The organism is Hydrogenophaga sp. NFH-34 (assembly GCF_021401345.1).
Lineage (GTDB): Bacteria > Pseudomonadota > Gammaproteobacteria > Burkholderiales > Burkholderiaceae_C > Hydrogenophaga > Hydrogenophaga electricum.
On record NZ_JACBGE010000014.1, the window covers coordinates 129,551 to 146,045 of the forward strand.

16 protein-coding genes are annotated in these 16,495 nt (G+C 67.5%); 9 read left to right on the forward strand and 7 right to left on the reverse strand.

Annotated elements, in window-relative coordinates; all coding sequences use genetic code 11:
- Nucleotides 1-18: 18 nt before the first annotated feature.
- The 7 genes from dksA to dapF form a co-directional block, all read right to left on the reverse strand.
- On the reverse strand, nt 19-516 hold the full coding sequence (dksA, locus tag L0977_RS25600; protein WP_326491073.1) for an RNA polymerase-binding protein DksA: 498 nt from the start codon (nt 514-516) through the stop codon (nt 19-21).
- Nucleotides 517-1,210: 694 nt separating this feature from the next.
- Nucleotides 1,211-2,269: a CobW family GTP-binding protein gene (locus L0977_RS14875; RefSeq protein WP_234265632.1), complete on the reverse strand. Its 1,059-nt coding sequence runs from the start codon at nt 2,267-2,269 to the stop codon at nt 1,211-1,213.
- A gap of 91 nt (nt 2,270-2,360) precedes the next feature.
- Nucleotides 2,361-3,545 carry a class I SAM-dependent rRNA methyltransferase gene (locus tag L0977_RS14880; RefSeq protein ID WP_234265633.1) on the reverse strand — a complete coding sequence of 395 codons (1,185 nt, stop codon included), beginning with the start codon at nt 3,543-3,545 and terminating at the stop codon, nt 2,361-2,363.
- Nucleotides 3,546-3,590: 45 nt separating this feature from the next.
- Nucleotides 3,591-4,028: a DsrE family protein gene (locus tag L0977_RS14885; protein ID WP_234265634.1), complete on the reverse strand. Its 438-nt coding sequence runs from the start codon at nt 4,026-4,028 to the stop codon at nt 3,591-3,593.
- 121 nt (nt 4,029-4,149) lie between these two features.
- Nucleotides 4,150-5,121, reverse strand: coding sequence for a tyrosine recombinase XerC (locus L0977_RS14890; protein ID WP_234265635.1), 972 nt, complete (start codon nt 5,119-5,121; stop codon nt 4,150-4,152).
- A 13-nt stretch (nt 5,122-5,134) separates the two neighbouring features.
- The gene (locus L0977_RS14895; protein ID WP_234265636.1) at nt 5,135-5,824 is read right to left on the reverse strand and encodes a DUF484 family protein; all 690 of its coding nucleotides are present in this window, start codon (nt 5,822-5,824) and stop codon (nt 5,135-5,137) included.
- 28 nt (nt 5,825-5,852) lie between these two features.
- The gene (gene dapF / locus L0977_RS14900; protein WP_234265637.1) at nt 5,853-6,722 is read right to left on the reverse strand and encodes a diaminopimelate epimerase; all 870 of its coding nucleotides are present in this window, start codon (nt 6,720-6,722) and stop codon (nt 5,853-5,855) included.
- Between the two features lie 202 nt (nt 6,723-6,924).
- Here dapF and L0977_RS14905 point away from each other — a divergent pair, with 202 nt between their 5' ends.
- The 9 genes from L0977_RS14905 to L0977_RS14945 all read left to right on the forward strand — a co-directional run bounded on the left by L0977_RS14905 (nt 6,925) and on the right by L0977_RS14945 (nt 16,109).
- Complete coding sequence (locus L0977_RS14905) at nt 6,925-7,935, forward strand: ABC transporter ATP-binding protein (protein WP_234265638.1); 1,011 nt, start codon at nt 6,925-6,927, stop codon at nt 7,933-7,935.
- 53 nt (nt 7,936-7,988) lie between these two features.
- Entirely contained in the window at nt 7,989-9,275 is a 1,287-nt protein-coding gene (locus tag L0977_RS14910) for an ABC transporter substrate-binding protein (protein WP_234265639.1), read from the forward strand.
- Nucleotides 9,276-9,429: 154 nt separating this feature from the next.
- Nucleotides 9,430-10,353, forward strand: a complete 924-nt coding sequence (locus L0977_RS14915) for an ABC transporter permease (protein ID WP_234265640.1) — start codon at nt 9,430-9,432, stop codon at nt 10,351-10,353.
- Nucleotides 10,353-11,243 (forward strand): ABC transporter permease, encoded by an 891-nt coding sequence (locus L0977_RS14920; protein ID WP_234265641.1) that lies wholly within the window; start codon nt 10,353-10,355, stop codon nt 11,241-11,243. The genes L0977_RS14915 and L0977_RS14920 overlap by 1 nt, the downstream gene beginning before the upstream one ends.
- Complete coding sequence (locus L0977_RS14925) at nt 11,240-11,950, forward strand: GntR family transcriptional regulator (protein ID WP_267966458.1); 711 nt, start codon at nt 11,240-11,242, stop codon at nt 11,948-11,950. Before L0977_RS14920 ends, L0977_RS14925 begins: the two co-directional genes overlap by 4 nt.
- 4 nt (nt 11,951-11,954) lie before the next feature.
- Complete coding sequence (locus L0977_RS14930) at nt 11,955-12,749, forward strand: aspartate/glutamate racemase family protein (RefSeq protein WP_234265642.1); 795 nt, start codon at nt 11,955-11,957, stop codon at nt 12,747-12,749.
- Between the two features lie 242 nt (nt 12,750-12,991).
- Entirely contained in the window at nt 12,992-14,770 is a 1,779-nt protein-coding gene (locus L0977_RS14935; RefSeq protein ID WP_234265643.1) for an MBL fold metallo-hydrolase, read from the forward strand.
- A 9-nt stretch (nt 14,771-14,779) separates the two neighbouring features.
- Nucleotides 14,780-15,202, forward strand: coding sequence for a low affinity iron permease family protein (locus L0977_RS14940; protein ID WP_234265644.1), 423 nt, complete (start codon nt 14,780-14,782; stop codon nt 15,200-15,202).
- A 622-nt stretch (nt 15,203-15,824) separates the two neighbouring features.
- The gene (locus tag L0977_RS14945; RefSeq protein ID WP_234265645.1) at nt 15,825-16,109 is read left to right on the forward strand and encodes a hypothetical protein; all 285 of its coding nucleotides are present in this window, start codon (nt 15,825-15,827) and stop codon (nt 16,107-16,109) included.
- Nucleotides 16,110-16,495 lie beyond the last annotated feature (386 nt).

The following is a 16,495-nucleotide window of genomic DNA, read 5'->3' on the forward strand; positions in this document are numbered from 1 at the left end:
AGGCGGCGATCCGCGGGATCAATCGCCGAACATCTTCTGCTTGAGTTCGCGACGCTGCTGCGCTTCCAGCGAGAGACTGGCCGTGGGCCGGGCCATCAGGCGCCCGACACCGATCGGTTCACCGGTCTCTTCGCAGTAACCATAGTCGCCCGCGTCGATCCGCGCAATGGCCTGCTCGATCTTCTTGAGCAGCTTGCGCTCGCGGTCGCGGGTGCGCAGTTCCAGCGCGTGCTCTTCCTCGATGGTGGCGCGGTCGGCCGGATCGGGCACCACCACGGTGTCCTCGCGCAGGTGCTCGGTGGTCTCGCCGGCATTGGCCAGCATGTCGGCCTTGAGCTGCTGCAACTTGCGGCGGAAAAACGCCAGTTGCACGTCGTTCATGTATTCGCTGTCGGGCATCGCCAGCACATCCTGGTCGACCAGTTGGTCGAGCGCCAGGGTTTTCCAGTTGTTGGCCCGTTTCGGGTCTTTCTGGAGAGAGGCGGGTGCGGGAGGGGTCATTACTCGTTCGCTCATGGTGAAAAACGTCGCCTTGGCGGCGTCGGGTGCATGGGTGGGGACCACCTCGGGCTGGGGCGGCGGCACCTTGGACACCTTGCGGGGTGCCCGGGGTGCCGGAGCGCGTGGCTCGACAGGCGCAATGATAGGCGCAGGAGGCGCCACCACCGCGGTCCGCGCGGGGCCAGCCACGGACGGAGAAAGCTTTTTCGCCGGGCCCCGCTCCGGCGTCCCTTTCGAAGACGCGGCAGGCACAGTCACCGGCCGGGAGTCGCCCCCCTTCTTGGCCGGCTTCGCGGTCTTCACCGCCGCACTGGCCGGACCCGCCTTCGCCACCGGCTTGGCAGACGCGCGCGGCCGTGATTCGGGAGGGGCCACTGCCTTGTCCGCCTTTTTGGCGGGAACGGCGGCCCGTGCGGCCGGCTTGGCGGACGCACGCCCCTGCACCACCACCGCCCCGGAAGGCTTGGCGGTCTTGGCTGTTGTCCTGCTGGCCGAGGCTTTCACGTGGGCGCTCCTCATTGCTCCTGACGATGCACGGTCTTCAGGCTGCACCTCCAGGAAGCAAAAACGCTTGCCGCCAGGAGGACCGGACGATGACGAGCCGCCGGCTCATCAACTTGGGCCGCGATTGTAGCCATGCATCGGCGGCGGCCTGCGAGAAAAAACGGACAAAGTCAACCGTCCGTTGGCAAGGCGAGACACCCAGACCTCAGACCAGCGACTGGTCCAGCCCCTGGACCAGGATGTCGCGCGGCAAATCGATGCCGATGAACACCATCTTGCTCACGCGCGGCTCACCTTCGGCCCACTGCGGCCCCAGGTCGCTGCCCATGAGCTGGTGCACGCCCTGGAAAATGACCTTGCGCTCGGTCCCCTGCATCGCCAGCACCCCCTTGTAGCGCAGCATGCGCGGGCCATAGACCTGCACGATGGCACCCAGAAAGTCTTCCAGCTTGGCCGGGTCGAAAGGCCGGTCGGCCCGGTAGACGAAGCTCTTCACATCGTCGTCGTGATGGTGGTGGTGTCCGTGACCACCGTGCTGGTGCGAGGGGTGGTTGCAGTGTTCCCCGTGCTCATGCTCATGGTCGTGATGACCATGATCGTGATCGTCGGCCTGGAGGAAGTCCGGGTCGATGTCGAGCTTGGCGTTGAGGTTGAAGCCGCGCAGGTCCAGCACCTCCTTGAGCGCCACTTCGCCAAAGTGCACGGGGCGCAGGGCCGCCCGCGGGTTCATGTGCTTGAGACGGTGGGTCAGCGCATCAAGCTCTTCCGCGCTGACCAGATCGGCCTTGCTGACGAAAATCTGGTCGGCAAAGCCCACCTGGCGGCGCGCTTCCTGCCGGTCGTTGAGCTGCTGGGCCGCGTGTTTGGCGTCGACCAGGGTGATGATGGCGTCCAGCAGGTACTGCTCGGCCACCTCGTCGTCCATGAAGAAGGTCTGCGCCACCGGGCCCGGATCGGCCAGGCCCGTGGTTTCGATGATCACGCGCTCGAAATCCAGCTCGCCCTTGCGCTTTTTCTGCGCCAAATCGGTCAGCGTGACGCGCAGATCGTCGCGAATGGTGCAGCAGATGCAGCCATTGCTCATCTGGATGATGTTCTCGTTGGTGTCGGCAACGAGGATGTCGTTGTCGATGTTCTCTTCGCCGAACTCGTTTTCCACGATGGCGATCTTCTGCCCGTGCGCCTCGGTGAGCACGCGTTTGAGCAAAGTGGTCTTGCCCGAACCGAGGAAGCCGGTGAGGATGGTGGCGGGAATCAGTGACATGGCAGAGCAGGTTGCCCGCGAGGCGGGCCTGGGCGTTGGAGAAGGAAGCGGGGCAGTGTAGACCACCCGGCGCCCGCCTGCAGCGACCGATTCAGAGCTGGCGCATCAGCACCAGGCCCTTGAGGTACTCGCCCTCAGGAAAGGCCACGGTCATCGGGTGGTCACAGGCACCGCCGAGGCGCTGCAGGATGGCCGCATCCACCCCGGCATCGAGCGCGGCCGAGGCCACGATTTTGTGGAACAGCTCCACCCCAATGCCCCCCGAGCACGAAAACGTGAACAACATGCCGCCCGGTGGCAGCAGCTTGAACGCCAGCCGGTTGAGATCCTTGTAGGCACGCGCGGCCCGCTCGGCGTGCGCCGCCGTGGGGGCGAACTTGGGCGGGTCGAGCACGATGGCGTCGAACTGCCGGCCCTCGGCCACGAACTGGCGCAGCGAGCTGTTGACGTCGGCATCCAGAAACGCGGCGCGGCTCAGGTCCAGACCGTTGAGGCGCAGGTTTTCCCGCGCCTGAGCGAGTGCCGGGCCCGATGAATCGATGGACGTGACATGCCCCGCCCCGCCGGCCAGCGCAGCCACCGAAAAACCGCCCGTGTAGCTGAAGCAGTTGAGCACGGTACCGAACCGCAGCCGCCGCGTGTGCGCGTGCAGCGCCAGACGGCTGTCGCGCTGGTCCAGGTAGTAGCCGGTCTTGTGGCCGGTTGCGATGTCCAGCCCCAGTCGCCAGCCGTGCTCCGTCAGCTCGAACCCGGTCGGCCCGCTGCCGCGCAGCCAGCCCGTCACCTCCGGCAGCCCTTCCAGCGACCGGGCGCTGGCGTCGGAGCGTTCGTACAGCCGCTCGCAGCCGGTCAGCGCGAGCAGCGCGTCGGCGATCACGGTTTTCCAGCGCTCCACCCCGGTCGCGCCGAACTGCGCCACCAGCGTGTCGCCGTAACGGTCGACCACCAGGCCCGGCAGCCCGTCGGATTCGCCATGCACCAGCCGCAACCCGTTGCTGTCGATGCCCATGCGCGCACGCAAACCGATGGCGCGGCGCAAGGTGTCGTGAAAAAAAGCAGCGTCGATGCGCCGGGCCTCATCGAAGCTCCAGGCCCGCACCCGGATCCGGGACTGCGGCGAGAAAGCGCCCCAGGCCAGAAATTGCCCGTCGTGGCTCTCCACGCGCACGGTCTCGCCGGCATCGGCCCCGCCTTTGGCGATGGCCCCGTCGAACACCCAGGGGTGGCGCCGCAGCAGCGAGCGCTCTTTGCCGGGCTTGAGTCGGATGATTTTCATCCGGCTATTGTCCGCCCGCCCGGCAGGACGGCCCCAGCAACCGGCTCAGGGCCGCAGGTACACGAAACCTTCCTTGGCCTGCAGGCGCGCCACCTCGGCCACGCCCGAAGGCACCACCTTGGCCTCCATCACCAGCTTGGCGGGATCGATCTTGCGCGAGACCAGGGTGTTGTTGCAGACCCGGAACTCCACGCCGCGCGCCGCCAGCTCGCCGATGGCGCCGGCAAACGGCTGCTCCATCTGGTTGGTGGCGCCTTCGAGCAGGAAGTCGATGCCCAGGCCGTGCGTGACGACCACGATCTTGGCTTTCGGATCGGCGTTGAGGTGGTTGCGGATGTTGTTGATCGCGCGCGAGGCCTGGGGAATGCCCTCGCTCATGTGATAGACCACCTTGATGGCGTCATCGGCGGCATGGGCCGGCGCCGTCAGCGCCAGGAAACAGGCCAGCAGGGCCGTTTTGAGGGTCAGCAGGAAGCGGGTCATGGTGTCTCCGGAATGGGAAAAGGAGGAATCGGCCTCAAAAAGAAGCATGAAACGATATTTGAATTCGATATTGCTTCAAGCCGGGGCCCCGATGCTAGCGGGTAATCCCGGGCGCGCCCGCTCAGGACGATCCGGAGCCCCCACGGCGCGCGCGGGGATGGGCGGCGTCGTACACCCGGGCCAGATGCTGGAAGTCCAGCCGCGTGTAGACCTGCGTGGTGCTGATGCTCGCGTGGCCAAGCAGCTCCTGCACGGCGCGCAGATCGCCACTGGATTGCAGCACGTGACTCGCAAACGAGTGCCGCAGCATGTGCGGATGCACCGGCGTGGCCAGCCCCGCCTGCAGCGAGCGCTGGCGCAGCCGCACGCGGATGTGCTGGGGGGTGAGCCGCTGTCCGTGCTGGCCGATGAACAGGGCTGGGTCGTCCCTGGCCAGCGCGCCACGCACCGCCAGCCAGTGCGCCAGTGCGGCACGCACCGCCTGGCCCAGCGGCACGCTGCGGCGCTTGGCCCCCTTGCCCAGCACGTGCGCCACGCCTTCATCGAGATCGATCCAGCCCCGCGCCCGCGGGCCGGCAGCCACGTCAAGCCCCACCAGTTCACCGATGCGCAGGCCGCCGCCGTACAGCAGCTCGGTGATGCAGGCATCACGCGCCTCCAGCACCGGGTCGTCGTCGGTCTGGCGGTGGGTGGCCAGACCGACCGCTTCATCCACCCCCAGGGCTTTGGGCAGCGGTTTGCCCGCCTTGGGGGCTCGCACCGTCTGCACGGGGTGGTGGGTGATGTGCCCCTGGCGCCCCAGCCAGCCGTAAAAGCCGCGCCAGGCCGACAGCAGCAGCGCCAGACTGCGCGCGCTCAGGCCCTGCCCGTGCATCCGGGCCACCCAGCGGCGCACGTGGTGGTCCTGCACCTGCGCCAGGGGCACGGCGGCGGCTGCGGCGCAGGCGGCGAGCCGCTCCAGGTCGGCCCGGTAGAGCACGAGCGTGCGTTCGGCCAGCCGCTTGTCGACCCGGACATGGGTCAGGTACGCCTCCAGCCAGGCCCGGTCGGCCGCCGCCAAGGCCCCGGATGTGGTGGCGTTTGCGGCCGGCATGGCGGGAGCGGGCTCAGCCCTCGGCGGGCAGCAACCGCGACAGCGCGGCCGCCGACAGCTCGCCGATGCGCTCCAGGAATTCGGTGCCCATGTCGCTGGCGAAGCGCTGCGCGTCGGGCGATGCCAGCACCAGCAGGCCGAAAGCCTGGGCCGGGTCCTCGTGGCGCAACGGAATCAGCGCCAGCGACGCGGCCGCCGCCGGTTCGGCCAGCCAAGTGGCCGCTTCCAGGCCGGGATTGCCCCCGCAGTACGGCTTGACCAGCGACGAGGCGAACGCCTGCGCGTCCTCGCTCGTGCCCTGGGCGCAGGGCAGGTCGGCCTGTTCGGGCGACAGCCCCCAGAGCTTGATCGTCACCTGGGGCACGGCGAAGTGGGCGGCGATTTCCCGCGCCACCACGTCGGGCAGGCGGCGGGCGTCGCGGGTGAGCAGCAGTTGCAGCGTCCAGCGCTGCAGGCGATCGGCGATGCCGCTGTTCTCGCTGCCGTGGCGGATCATTTCGGCCGCCTTGAGCTCCAGCCCGCGGATCTTCTCGCGCAGCATTTCGGCCTGGCGCTCCTGCAGGCTCACCGCGCGCTGGCCGTGCGGGCTGGTCAGTTGCACCGACGCGAGCAGACCGGCATGCCGTTCGAAAAAGTCCGGCGTGTTGACCAGGTAGTTGGCGATGTCGTCTTCGGTGATGGGGGGAATGCTGTGCTCGCTCATGCTCGGGAGTATCCAGAAAAGAAGAGGGTCAGGGCAGGTCGGGCAGGTCGATCTCGCCCTCGAACACGGTCGTGGCCGGGCCCGTCATGAACACCGGCGCGTCCGGGTTGCCGGCCCATTCGATGGTCAGCACGCCGCCCCGGGTCTGAACATCCACCCTGGCATCCAGCCAGCCCTGGCGGATGCCCGCGACCACGGCAGCACAGGCTCCGGTGCCACAGGCCAGGGTCTCGCCCGCACCACGCTCGTACACGCGCAGGCGCACGTGCGAACGGTCCAGCACCTGCAGGAAGCCGGCGTTGACGCGCCGGGGAAAGCAGGCATGGCCCTCGATCTGCGGCCCCCAGGTGCCCACCGGCGCGGCGTCCACGTCGGCCACACGCAGCACCGCATGCGGGTTGCCCATGGACAGCACGGCCACGGGCGCTTCCTCGCCGCCCGCCAGCGGCAGCGGCCAGACCACCCAGCCGCCCGAGGGACGCGATGCGAGACCGGCCGGCGCAAAAGGCACCTGCGCCAGATCGAAGATGGGCGGGCCCATGTCGACCGTGACCCGGCCGTCGGGATTGAGCGCGAGGCTGATCGCCCCGTGGTGAACCTTGACCCGCACCGGGTTGTGGGTGGTCAGGCCCTTGTCGTGCACGTAGCGCACGAAGCAGCGGGCGCCATTGCCGCAGTGCTCCACCTCGCCGCCGTCGGCGTTGTGAATCACGTATTCGAAATCCAGGCCGGCGGCGGGCGACGGCCGCACCGACAGGATCTGGTCGGCCCCGACCCCGAAGTGCCGATCGGCCAGAAAGCGGTACTGCGCAGCACTCAGGCCCAGCGGCCCGCGCGTCTCGTCCAGCACCACGAAATCGTTGCCGGCGCCCTGCATCTTGGTGAATCGCACTCGCATGGCCGGATTATCCGCCCACATCGGTGCACCTTCACCCGGGGGGCCGCTGCCGCGTGGTGCACCCCGAATCGGTGCCCCTGCACCAGCCTGCACGCCGGCGGGTACATCCGCCCTGGATGCGCACGATCTTGGGGATTTTTTGTACGCAATCCCCAAAAAATTGCGTACAAAACCATGGCACGGCTTATGCAAGAGCTGGTGCATGGACGCCACCACACCCCCACCCGCTGCCGTCGAACTGATTGCCCTGACCAAACAATACGGTCCGGGCAGCATCGCGGTCGACGCCATCAACCTGCGCATCGCGGCCAACAGCTACTGCTGCCTGCTGGGCCCCTCGGGCTGCGGCAAGAGCACCACGCTGCGCATGATCGCGGGGCACGAGAGCACGACCAGCGGCGACATCCTGCTGGAGAACCGCAACATCACCGACCTGCCTGCCGCCGAACGCGGCACGGCCATGATGTTCCAGAGCTTCGCGCTGTTTCCGCACCTTTCCGCGCTGGACAACGTGGCCTTCAGCCTGAAGATGAAGGGCGTGGCCAAGGCCGAGCGCCAGGCCAAGGCGCAGGACCTGCTGGAGCGCGTGTCCCTGGGCCACCTGGCGCACCGCAAACCCGGTGAACTCTCCGGCGGCCAGCAGCAACGCGTGGCGCTGGCGCGCGCCCTGATCACCCAGCCGCGCGTGCTGCTGCTGGACGAGCCGCTGTCGGCGCTCGACCCCTTCCTGCGCATCCAGATGCGGGCCGAGTTGCGCCAGTGGCAGAAAGACCTGGGCCTGACCTTCATCCACGTCACCCACAGCCAGGAAGAAGCCATGGCGCTGGCCGACACCATGGTGGTGATGAACCACGGGCTGATCGAGCAGGTCGGCTCGCCCCACGCTGTCTACAACCACCCGGCCAGCGAATTCGTGGCGCGCTTCATGGGCGGCCACAACGTGCTCGACACCACCGCCGGCAAGGTGGCCGTGCGCAACGACCACATCCGGCTCGCGCCGCTGGGCAGCACCGGCTGGGCCGCGACGGTCAGCGACGTCGAATACCAGGGCACCTATGTGCTGCTCGGCCTGCAGCTTGACGGCCGCACGGACAAGGACGGCAGCGTCTCGGTGATGCTGCCCGAAGCCCGCTTCGTGCAGCAGTCCTATGCCACGGGCGACCGGGTCGACCTGAGCTGGGAGCCCAGCCAGGCGCACGCCCTGGCCGCCTGACCCCTCTGCCCTTCTTTCGTTTCCTCCCTCCGCAACCCTCCCAGGAGTTACCCATGTCCGATTCCATCGATTCGAAGTTCAGCGGCGCCGGCATCTCGCGCCGCGGCCTGCTGCAAGGCACCGCCGGCATGGCGGGCATCCTCGCCAGCGGCCTGGCCCCCAGCGTGCACGCACAGGACAAGATCACCCTGCGCTACCTGGGCACCGCCGTGAACCAGGACAAGACCATCGCCGAGAAGTTCGAAAAGGACACCGGCATCAAGATCCAGTACGTGGCCGTGACCACCGACGACGTGACCAAGCGCGCCGTCACCGCGCCCAACAGCTTCGACCTGATCGACACCGAGTACTTCTCGCTCAAGAAGATCGTGCCCACCGGCAACCTCAAGGGCATCGACGTCAAGAAGATCAAGAACGCCGACAAGATCACCACGCTGTTCACCACCGGCACCGTGGCCGGCAAGTCCGTCGGTGACCAGGGCACGGCACCCAAGAAGGTGATCTTCCTGGAAGGCGAAAAGAGCAAGGTCTTCGCCAAGAGCCCGACCCAGTTCATGAGCCTGATCCCCACCGTGTACAACGCCGACACGCTGGGCATCCGCCCCGACCTGATCAAGCGCCCGATCTCCAGCTGGGCCGAACTGCTGAACCCCGAATTCAAGGGCAAGGCCGCCATCCTGAACATCCCCTCGATCGGCATCATGGATGCGGCCATGGTGGTGGAGGCCATGGGCATCCACAAGTACGCCGACAAGGGCAACATGACCAAGGCCGAGATCGACCTGACGATCAAGACCTTGATCGAAGCCAAGAAGTCGGGCCAGTTCCGCGCCCTGTGGAAGGACTTCAACGAGTCCGTCAACCTGATGGCCTCGGGCGAGGTGGTGATCCAGTCGATGTGGAGTCCGGCCGTGACCGCCGTGCGCACCAAGGGCATCGACTGCGTGTTCCAGCCGCTCAAGGAAGGCTATCGCGCCTGGGCCGCCGGCTTCGGCCTGCCGGCCACGCTGTCGGGCCGCAAGCTCGACGGCGCCTACGAGTTCATCAACTGGTTCCTCGACGGCTGGGCCGGCGCCTACCTGAACCGCCAGGGCTATTACAGCGCCGTGCTGGAGACCGCCAAGGCCAAGATGGAAGCCTACGAATGGGCCTACTGGATGGAAGGCAAGGCCGCCACGCAGGACATCAAGAGCCCGAACGGCGACGTGCTGGCCAAGGCCGGCGCGGTGCGCGACGGCGGCAGCTACGAAGCGCGCATGGGCGGCATCGCCTGCTGGAACGCGGTCATGGACGAGAACGAGTACATGGTCAGAAAGTGGAATGAATTTGTCGCGGCCTGACGGCCTCCCCCCGCGCCGCGCCTGCGGCGCGTCACCCCCCTGAGGGGGCGCCACTGGTGGCCCGGCCAAGCCGGTTCCGCGGTGGTGTGGAGGAGGCTTCGCTGCGCTCGCCGCGTTGCGCCCTCCGCTCTTCCCTGTTTGATCGAGTCATTCCATGAGCAGTCCATCCACCTCCACCGCAGCGCTGGTCACCGACAGCCCCAACCGCACCGTGCCGGCCTGGTGGCAGGCCACGCCGTACACGCTGGTGTTCGTGCTGTTCTTCCTGATCCCGCTGGGCCTGGTGCTGATGGTCAGCTTCTGGGACTTCAACGAATACGAGCTGATCCCGGCCTTCACGGTCCGCAACTACCTGGCCATCTTCGAGGGCTGCTCCACGCTCACCGACCACGGTGATTTCTGCGTCACGCTCTCGACCTACCTGTCCACGCTCAAGTTCAGCTTCCTGGTCTGGCTGATCACGCTGGTGCTGGGCTTTGCCGTCGCCTACTTCCTGGCCTTCCACGTGCGCTCGTCCGGCATGCAGACGGCGCTGTTCGTGCTGTGCACCGTGCCGTTCTGGACCTCCAACGTGATCCGCATGATCTCGTGGGTTCCGCTGCTGGGCCGCAACGGCCTGGTCAACCAGAGTCTGCAGGGCATCGGCCTGATCGATCAGCCCATCGAGTGGCTGCTGTTTTCCGATTTCTCGGTGGTACTAGCCTTCGTCCACCTCTACACCATGTTCATGATCGTGCCCATCTTCAACAGCATGATGCGCATCGACCGCAGCCTGCTCGAAGCCGCCAGCGACGCTGGCGCCAGCGCCTGGCAGACGCTGTGGAACGTGATCGTGCCGCTGTGCAAGACCGGCATCATCATCGGCTCGATCTTCGTCATCACCATCGTCATGGGCGACTTCGTGACCATCGGCGTCATGGGGGGCCAGCAGATCGCCTCGGTCGGCAAGATCATCCAGGTGCAGACCAGCTACCTGCAATTCCCGCTGGCGGCCGCCAACGCGGTGATCCTGCTGGCGGTGGTGCTCATGATCATCTGGGGCCTGACGCGCCTCGTCGACATCCGGAAGGAACTGTGATGCGCGAACCCCGCTCGGCCGGCTTCTGGCCATTGGCCATCGTCTTCGCCCTGTTCGTGCTGTTCATGTACGGACCGATGTTTGTGATCTTCGTGCTCTCCTTCCAGGGCCCCGAAGGCGGCCTGACCTTTCCGCTGCGCGGTTTCTCGCTGCACTGGTTCCGCCAGCTCGCCGAAGGCCTGGGCACGGTGGACATCGGCGCCGCCTTCCGGCGTTCGCTCGCGGTCGGCGTGGTCGTCATGGGCCTGACCGTGTTGCTGTCGGTGCTGGCGGGCCTGGCTTTCCGCAAGAAACTGCGCGGGGGCAACGCCCTGTTCTACGTGACGGTTGCCAGCCTGATCATGCCGTCCATCATCGTGTCGCTGGGCATCGGCCTGCAGTTCCGGCTGCTCGACGGCGGCATCAAATGGCTGCTTGAAGCGGTGGGGGCGACCGAAACCCTGGAAAATTACGGCACCGCGCTCGGCCTGTTCACCTCGGCCCTGGGCGCCCACCTGACCTGGACGCTGCCCTTCGGCCTGCTCATCATGTTCGCCGTCTTCAACCGCTTCAACCCCGCCTACGAGGAAGCCGCCCGCGACCTCGGCGCCACGCCCTGGCAGACCTTCCGCCACGTGGTGTTCCCGCTGATCGCGCCCTCGGTCATCGGTGTCGGCATGTTCGGCTTCACGCTGAGCTGGGACGAAATCGCCCGCACCTCGCAAGCCATCGGCGACGTCAACACGCTGCCGCTGGAACTGCAGGGCCTCACGTCCACCGTCACCACACCGGCGATCTACGCGCTGGGCACGGTCACCACCGTCGTCTCCTTCCTGGTGATGGCCGTGGCCGTCGGGTTGGCCATGGCGCTGGGCCGGCGCTCTCGCCAGCGCGGGAGGGTGCCGTCTTGACCCCCCTGGAAGTGCCGCCCGCCAGCCCCAGCGATGCCGAGATCTACGAACGCATGATCAACGCCATCCTCGACCACCAGTTGCCGCCGGGCACCAAGCTGGTGGAAGACCGGCTGGCCGGCGCCTTCGGCGTCTCGCGCACGCGCATCCGCCCGGTGCTGGTGCGGCTGGCCAACGAGCAGGTCGTCACGCTCACGCCCAACCGCGGCGCCACCATCACGCGCCCGAGCGAGCAGGAGGCGCGCGAGGTGTTCGAAGTCCGGCGCCTGATCGAGCCCACACTGACCGAACGCTTCATCCGCAACGCCTCGCGCACCGACATCCAGCAACTGACGCAAACCATCCGCGACGAAGAAACCGCCCGCGCCGCCGGCGACATGCGCCGCGCCATCCGCCTGTCGGGCAACTTCCACCTGCTGCTGGCCGAACGTTCGGGCCACCAGACCATGGGCCGGATCCTGCGCGAGCTGGTTTCGCGCACCTCGCTGATCCTCATGACCTACAGCCCGCCGCACAGCCAGGCGCGCGAAGAAGCCACCGCCTGTGGCTGCGCCGAACACCGCGCGCTGCTGGCCGCCATCAAGCTCAAAGACGCGCGCGAAGCCGCCCGCCTGATGCGCGAACACCTGGAGCGGCTCGAAGCGCAGCTGGTGTTCGGCAAGGCCGAGCCCGAAGCCCTCGATCTGGCCCGCCTTTTTGCGGCCTGACACCATGCGCCAACTGCTGGTCATCAACCCCAACACGTCGGCGCGCGTGAGCGCGCTGCTGCAGCAGCACGTGCAGGCCGCCGCCGGTTCGCATGTGCAGGTGCGCACCGTCACGGCCCGCTTCGGCGCGCCCTACATCGCCGACGAAGCCAGCTACGCGATCGCGGCGCACGCAGCGCTCGACGCCTGGGCCGCAGCGTTGGCCGACACCGCTTCGCCGCCGCCCGACAGCGTGCTCATCGGCTGCTTCGGCGACCCAGGCCTGATGGCGCTGCGCGAATCCAGCCCGGCGCCGGTCACCGGTCTGGCCGAGGCCGCCTTCATCGAAGCCGCGCGCCATGGCCGCTACGCCATCGTCACCGGCGGCGAGCGCTGGGGCCCCATGCTGCAGCGCCTGGCGCAGGCCCTGGGCCAGGCCCAGCAACTCGCTGGCATCCACACCGTGGTGCCCACCGGCGCCCAACTCGCGGCCGACCCCGACGCCGCACACCGCCTGCTGGGCCAGGCTTGCCGCGACGCCGCGCACCAGTTGGGCGTGCAGGCGGTGATCCTTGGCGGCGCCGGGCTCGCGGGCATGGCCGCTGCGGTGCAGTCCGCCGTGCCGGTGCCCGTGATCGACAGCGTGATCGCAGGCACCCACTGGGCGCTGCGCACCCCGCCCCTGCCACCCCAGCGCGCGACGCCGGGCTTCGACATCGCCTGGGAAGGGCTGTCGCCCGAGATGGTGGCGATGAGTGGTGAGCCCCCACGCCCCACCGCTGCGCGGGTCGCTGCCCCAAACTCCGTCATGCCCGCGTAGGCGGGCACCCAGCAACGTCACGGCGGCCCGGCGGCTGGGTCGGCGAGCCCCCACGCCCCACCCTCCACCGCAGCACGGGTCGCCGACGCACACACACCGTCATTCCCGCGCAGGCGGGAATCCAGCATCTTCAGGGCTGCCCGATACCAGAACCCGTCCACGCGCGCGGGCTGCTGCCCCGCCCGCGCAAACCCCGATCCCCTGCGACAGCGCCGTGCACCCGGGCGACGCACAATGTCGCCATGGTCCGCCCCACCCAACTCCTGCACCCCCAGCGCACCCCTGCCGCCGTGCGCCCCGCCGCCACCGTCCTGCTGCTGCGCGACAGCCCGCAAGGCCTTGAAGTGCTGATGACGCGCCGGTCCATGACGGCCAGTTTCGCGCCCGGCGCCTACGTCTTCCCCGGCGGCGGCATCGACGCCGCCGACGCCCAGGCCCACGCCCTGTCCACCCGGCGCCCGACCCAGAGCGACACGCGCCTGACGCAAGCCATCGCCGCCATCCGTGAAAGCTTTGAAGAGCTGGGCGTGCTGCTGGCACGGCGCGCCGACGGCAGCTTCCTGAACACCGCCGAAATCGCCGCGCTCGACCGCCGCGCGCCGTTCGCCGAGCAGTGCGCAGCCCAGGGCCTGACCCTGGCCGGCGCCGAGGTCTTCGTGCTCGCGCACTGGGTCACCGACCGCGACCTGCCCAAGCGCTTCGACGTGCCCTTCCTGGCCGCGCGCATGCCCGAAGGGCAGGAGCCGGTGGCCGACGAATCGGAGCAGTTCGAGCCCGTCTGGGTGCGCCCGGCCGACGCGCTGGCGCGCCACGCCGCCGGCCAGTTCTTCATCATCTTTCCCACCATCCGCACGCTGGAGCGGCTGCAGGCCTACGCCACGGTGGACGCGGTTCTGCAAGCCTGTGGCCAGTCGCTCGCCGGGCCGCCCCAAGAGCGACTGCACCCCCTCGGGGGGCGTGGCGAAGCCAGGGTCGGGGGCCAGGTTCTCGACGAACCGCTGTTCACCAGTTGCCCGCGCGCCGGCCTCATGAATGGCCACGAGTCGCGCCACATGGAACACGAAATGCCCTTCGGTGAACTGGCCCTGGTCAGCCCCGACGGCCAGATCGTGCACGAGCTGGCCTGGCAGCACGAACGCCCCGTGCCCCTGCTCAAGAACGTGCAGCGCCTGACCGCGCCCAACCCCGGCTTCATGACCGGCCCGGGCACCAACAGCTACCTGGTCGGCGACCCGGCCACCGGCCACATCGCCATCGACCCCGGACCGGCCGACCCGGTGCATGTGGAACGCCTGTGGCGCGCGGCGGGGGGCGACATCCGCGCCATCGTCTGCACGCACTCGCACGCCGACCATTCCCCCGGTGCGCCGCTGCTGCAAGCCCTGTGCGAACAAGGCGGCAAGGGCCAACCGCCCATCCTGGGCCTGCCCAGTGCCGACACCGCCCGCGCCAACAGCCAGTTCACGCCCAAGCGCGTGCTGGCCGACGCCGAACGCCTGGTGCTGCGCACCCCCGACGGTGCGGTGGCGCACACCCTGCAAGTGGTCCACACCCCCGGCCACGCCGCCAACCACCTGTGCCTGCTGCTCGAAGAAGACGGCCTGCTGTTCAGCGGCGACCACATCCTCAACGGCAGCACCACCGTGATCGACCCGCCCGACGGCCACATGGGCGCCTACCTCGACGCGCTCGACAAGCTCGACAGCCTGTGCGAAGCGCACGGCGTGCACTTCATCCTGCCTGCCCATGGTTACGTGCTGGGCGACCACCCGCGCAGCGCCGAGCAGCCGGGCAGCCCCGAACACGGCGGCGCCCGCGCCGCCATCGCCCACCTGAAAGCCCACCGCCTGGCGCGCGAAGCCAAGATCGCCCGCGCCATGCAGGCCGTGCCCGACGGCACCCTGGACGACTGGGTGAAGCTCGCCTACGACGACGTGCCCGAACGCCTGTGGCCGGTGGCCAAGCGCTCCATGCTCGCGCACGTGGAACGGATCCAGAGTCTGGGCGGGTTCAACGCCTGAAGGGTTCCCATGACACCCCACATCGTCCGACACGCCTGGTACTCCCGCTTCGCCAAGGCGGCTGCGCGCTTCTCCGGACGCCCGCGCGTCTTCACCCTGGCCGTCGCCATGATCGGCGTCTGGCTGGTGACGGGGCCGCTGTTTCGCTTCAGCGACACCTGGCAACTGGTGATCAACACCAGCACCACCATCGTCACTTTTCTGATGGTGTTCCTGATCCAGAACACCCAGAACCGCGACACCGAGGCCATCCAGGTCAAGCTCGACGAACTGATCCGCGTCACCCAGGGCGCACACAACGCCCTGCTGGCCCTGGAGGAACTGGAAGAAGAGGAACTCGACGCCTTCAAAGCCCGGTACCTGGCGCTGGCGGCCGAGGCCCGCGCCCGCCTCGACCTCGGCTCATCGGACACCGACACGCCCGAGGCCTGACCCCACCGCCTCGCCAAGCGCACCGCGTTCATCTCCGGTGTTCAAGGCAATCTGCCCGCGCTGCAGGGAGTGCACAAGACGGGTAAATGTGTTGCATCAAACGTTGCGGATGAGAGTCAGTTCTTGCCCCATTGCGGTCCAGCAAGGAGCCAAAGCGACGCGGTCGCCTGATAGCAGCAAATGCCGGGTTTCGTGGGGTTTACTGACACCTGTATAAAAATCAGGCTCATCACAAGGCGCTCTGGTCAGGTTTATCCCGCTTTAGCCCGTTCACTTGAAGAGTGGCGGGCGCGACCTCTCAGTGTGCTGGCCGCACTCATCGGAGCGCCAGCAGAGGTTGGTGAGTTGCAAGTCGATGGTGAACTTGTCCGTCTTGAGACCTCGGTATAGTGGGCCGACGACAAGCACAACGCCTTTTTCGTTGAGGCCGTGGCCTACGGACCTGCCAGTTGGCAGACTGAGCGCGGAACGGAATAGCTTCGCATCGAAGTGAAGCCTCACGCGTGGCAAGCTGTTTAACAGGTTCGTGGAATGGACCCACAACGGCGGCCAGCGTGGTCGCCATTCTTCAATGCCGAGTGCGCCGTTGCGGCTCATCCACGGTCGACGTTAGAGTGCCCACATGTTTTCCGATCTGGCTCTCCACGACGCAACGCTCGAGCAGGTGGTGCTCTCCTGGGCATCGGGTCAATGCACCTTCAGGTTGGTCCTCGTGGGCGGCGAACGTCACGAACTTACTTTCTTCGGTGTTTCAAACCTCCACGCGCCGCGCCAGTTTCCTTGGGGGCCATCCGTATCGGTAAATTCTGTTCATTCCAACGGAAACGGAGCATACGAAGTGGAGTTGCAGTCCGGAGACGTCATGGCAATTGAGGCAGAGTCTTGGAAACTACAACTATCCGAGTGACGGCGGCGCGCTCTCACAACCTATATGGACTCCCCCTCAACGGCCAGAGCCTGACCGATTGGGGACCGTGGGGTAAAGCACCAGCAGTCGTATATCCGGCACCTGTAGTGGGATCGTCAATGTCCCGTGGCGCCAAAAGAATCTGCGTCACCGCATCGCCACACATTGCAAGCGGCAGGCAAGCTGCCGGAAGAGTTATCGGCGTAGCGCGGTGTGGGAGGAACCCGGTTGGCCATGATGGTCGATCAAACCCGTCGCAAGGTGATGAACCGCCCCGGGTTTCACGGAGGCCCGTTGGCTTGAGTCAGGCCGACGTGGCCTGCTGCTCAAGAGTGCGATAGTAGTTGGCCTCGAACTCGGCCGGCGGCACGTAGCCCAGCGGTGCC

Coding starts and splice junctions, on each gene's coding strand:
- dksA (WP_326491073.1), bottom strand. CDS start 516: ATGAGCGAACGAGTAATGACCCCTCCCGCACCCGCCTCTCTCCAGAAA.
- L0977_RS14875 (WP_234265632.1), bottom strand. CDS start 2,269: ATGTCACTGATTCCCGCCACCATCCTCACCGGCTTCCTCGGTTCGGGC.
- L0977_RS14880 (WP_234265633.1), bottom strand. CDS start 3,545: ATGAAAATCATCCGACTCAAGCCCGGCAAAGAGCGCTCGCTGCTGCGG.
- L0977_RS14885 (WP_234265634.1), bottom strand. CDS start 4,028: ATGACCCGCTTCCTGCTGACCCTCAAAACGGCCCTGCTGGCCTGTTTC.
- L0977_RS14890 (WP_234265635.1), bottom strand. CDS start 5,121: ATGCCGGCCGCAAACGCCACCACATCCGGGGCCTTGGCGGCGGCCGAC.
- L0977_RS14895 (WP_234265636.1), bottom strand. CDS start 5,824: ATGAGCGAGCACAGCATTCCCCCCATCACCGAAGACGACATCGCCAAC.
- dapF (WP_234265637.1), bottom strand. CDS start 6,722: ATGCGAGTGCGATTCACCAAGATGCAGGGCGCCGGCAACGATTTCGTG.
- L0977_RS14905 (WP_234265638.1), top strand. CDS start 6,925: ATGGACGCCACCACACCCCCACCCGCTGCCGTCGAACTGATTGCCCTG.
- L0977_RS14910 (WP_234265639.1), top strand. CDS start 7,989: ATGTCCGATTCCATCGATTCGAAGTTCAGCGGCGCCGGCATCTCGCGC.
- L0977_RS14915 (WP_234265640.1), top strand. CDS start 9,430: ATGAGCAGTCCATCCACCTCCACCGCAGCGCTGGTCACCGACAGCCCC.
- L0977_RS14920 (WP_234265641.1), top strand. CDS start 10,353: ATGCGCGAACCCCGCTCGGCCGGCTTCTGGCCATTGGCCATCGTCTTC.
- L0977_RS14930 (WP_234265642.1), top strand. CDS start 11,955: ATGCGCCAACTGCTGGTCATCAACCCCAACACGTCGGCGCGCGTGAGC.
- L0977_RS14935 (WP_234265643.1), top strand. CDS start 12,992: ATGGTCCGCCCCACCCAACTCCTGCACCCCCAGCGCACCCCTGCCGCC.
- L0977_RS14940 (WP_234265644.1), top strand. CDS start 14,780: ATGACACCCCACATCGTCCGACACGCCTGGTACTCCCGCTTCGCCAAG.
- L0977_RS14945 (WP_234265645.1), top strand. CDS start 15,825: ATGTTTTCCGATCTGGCTCTCCACGACGCAACGCTCGAGCAGGTGGTG.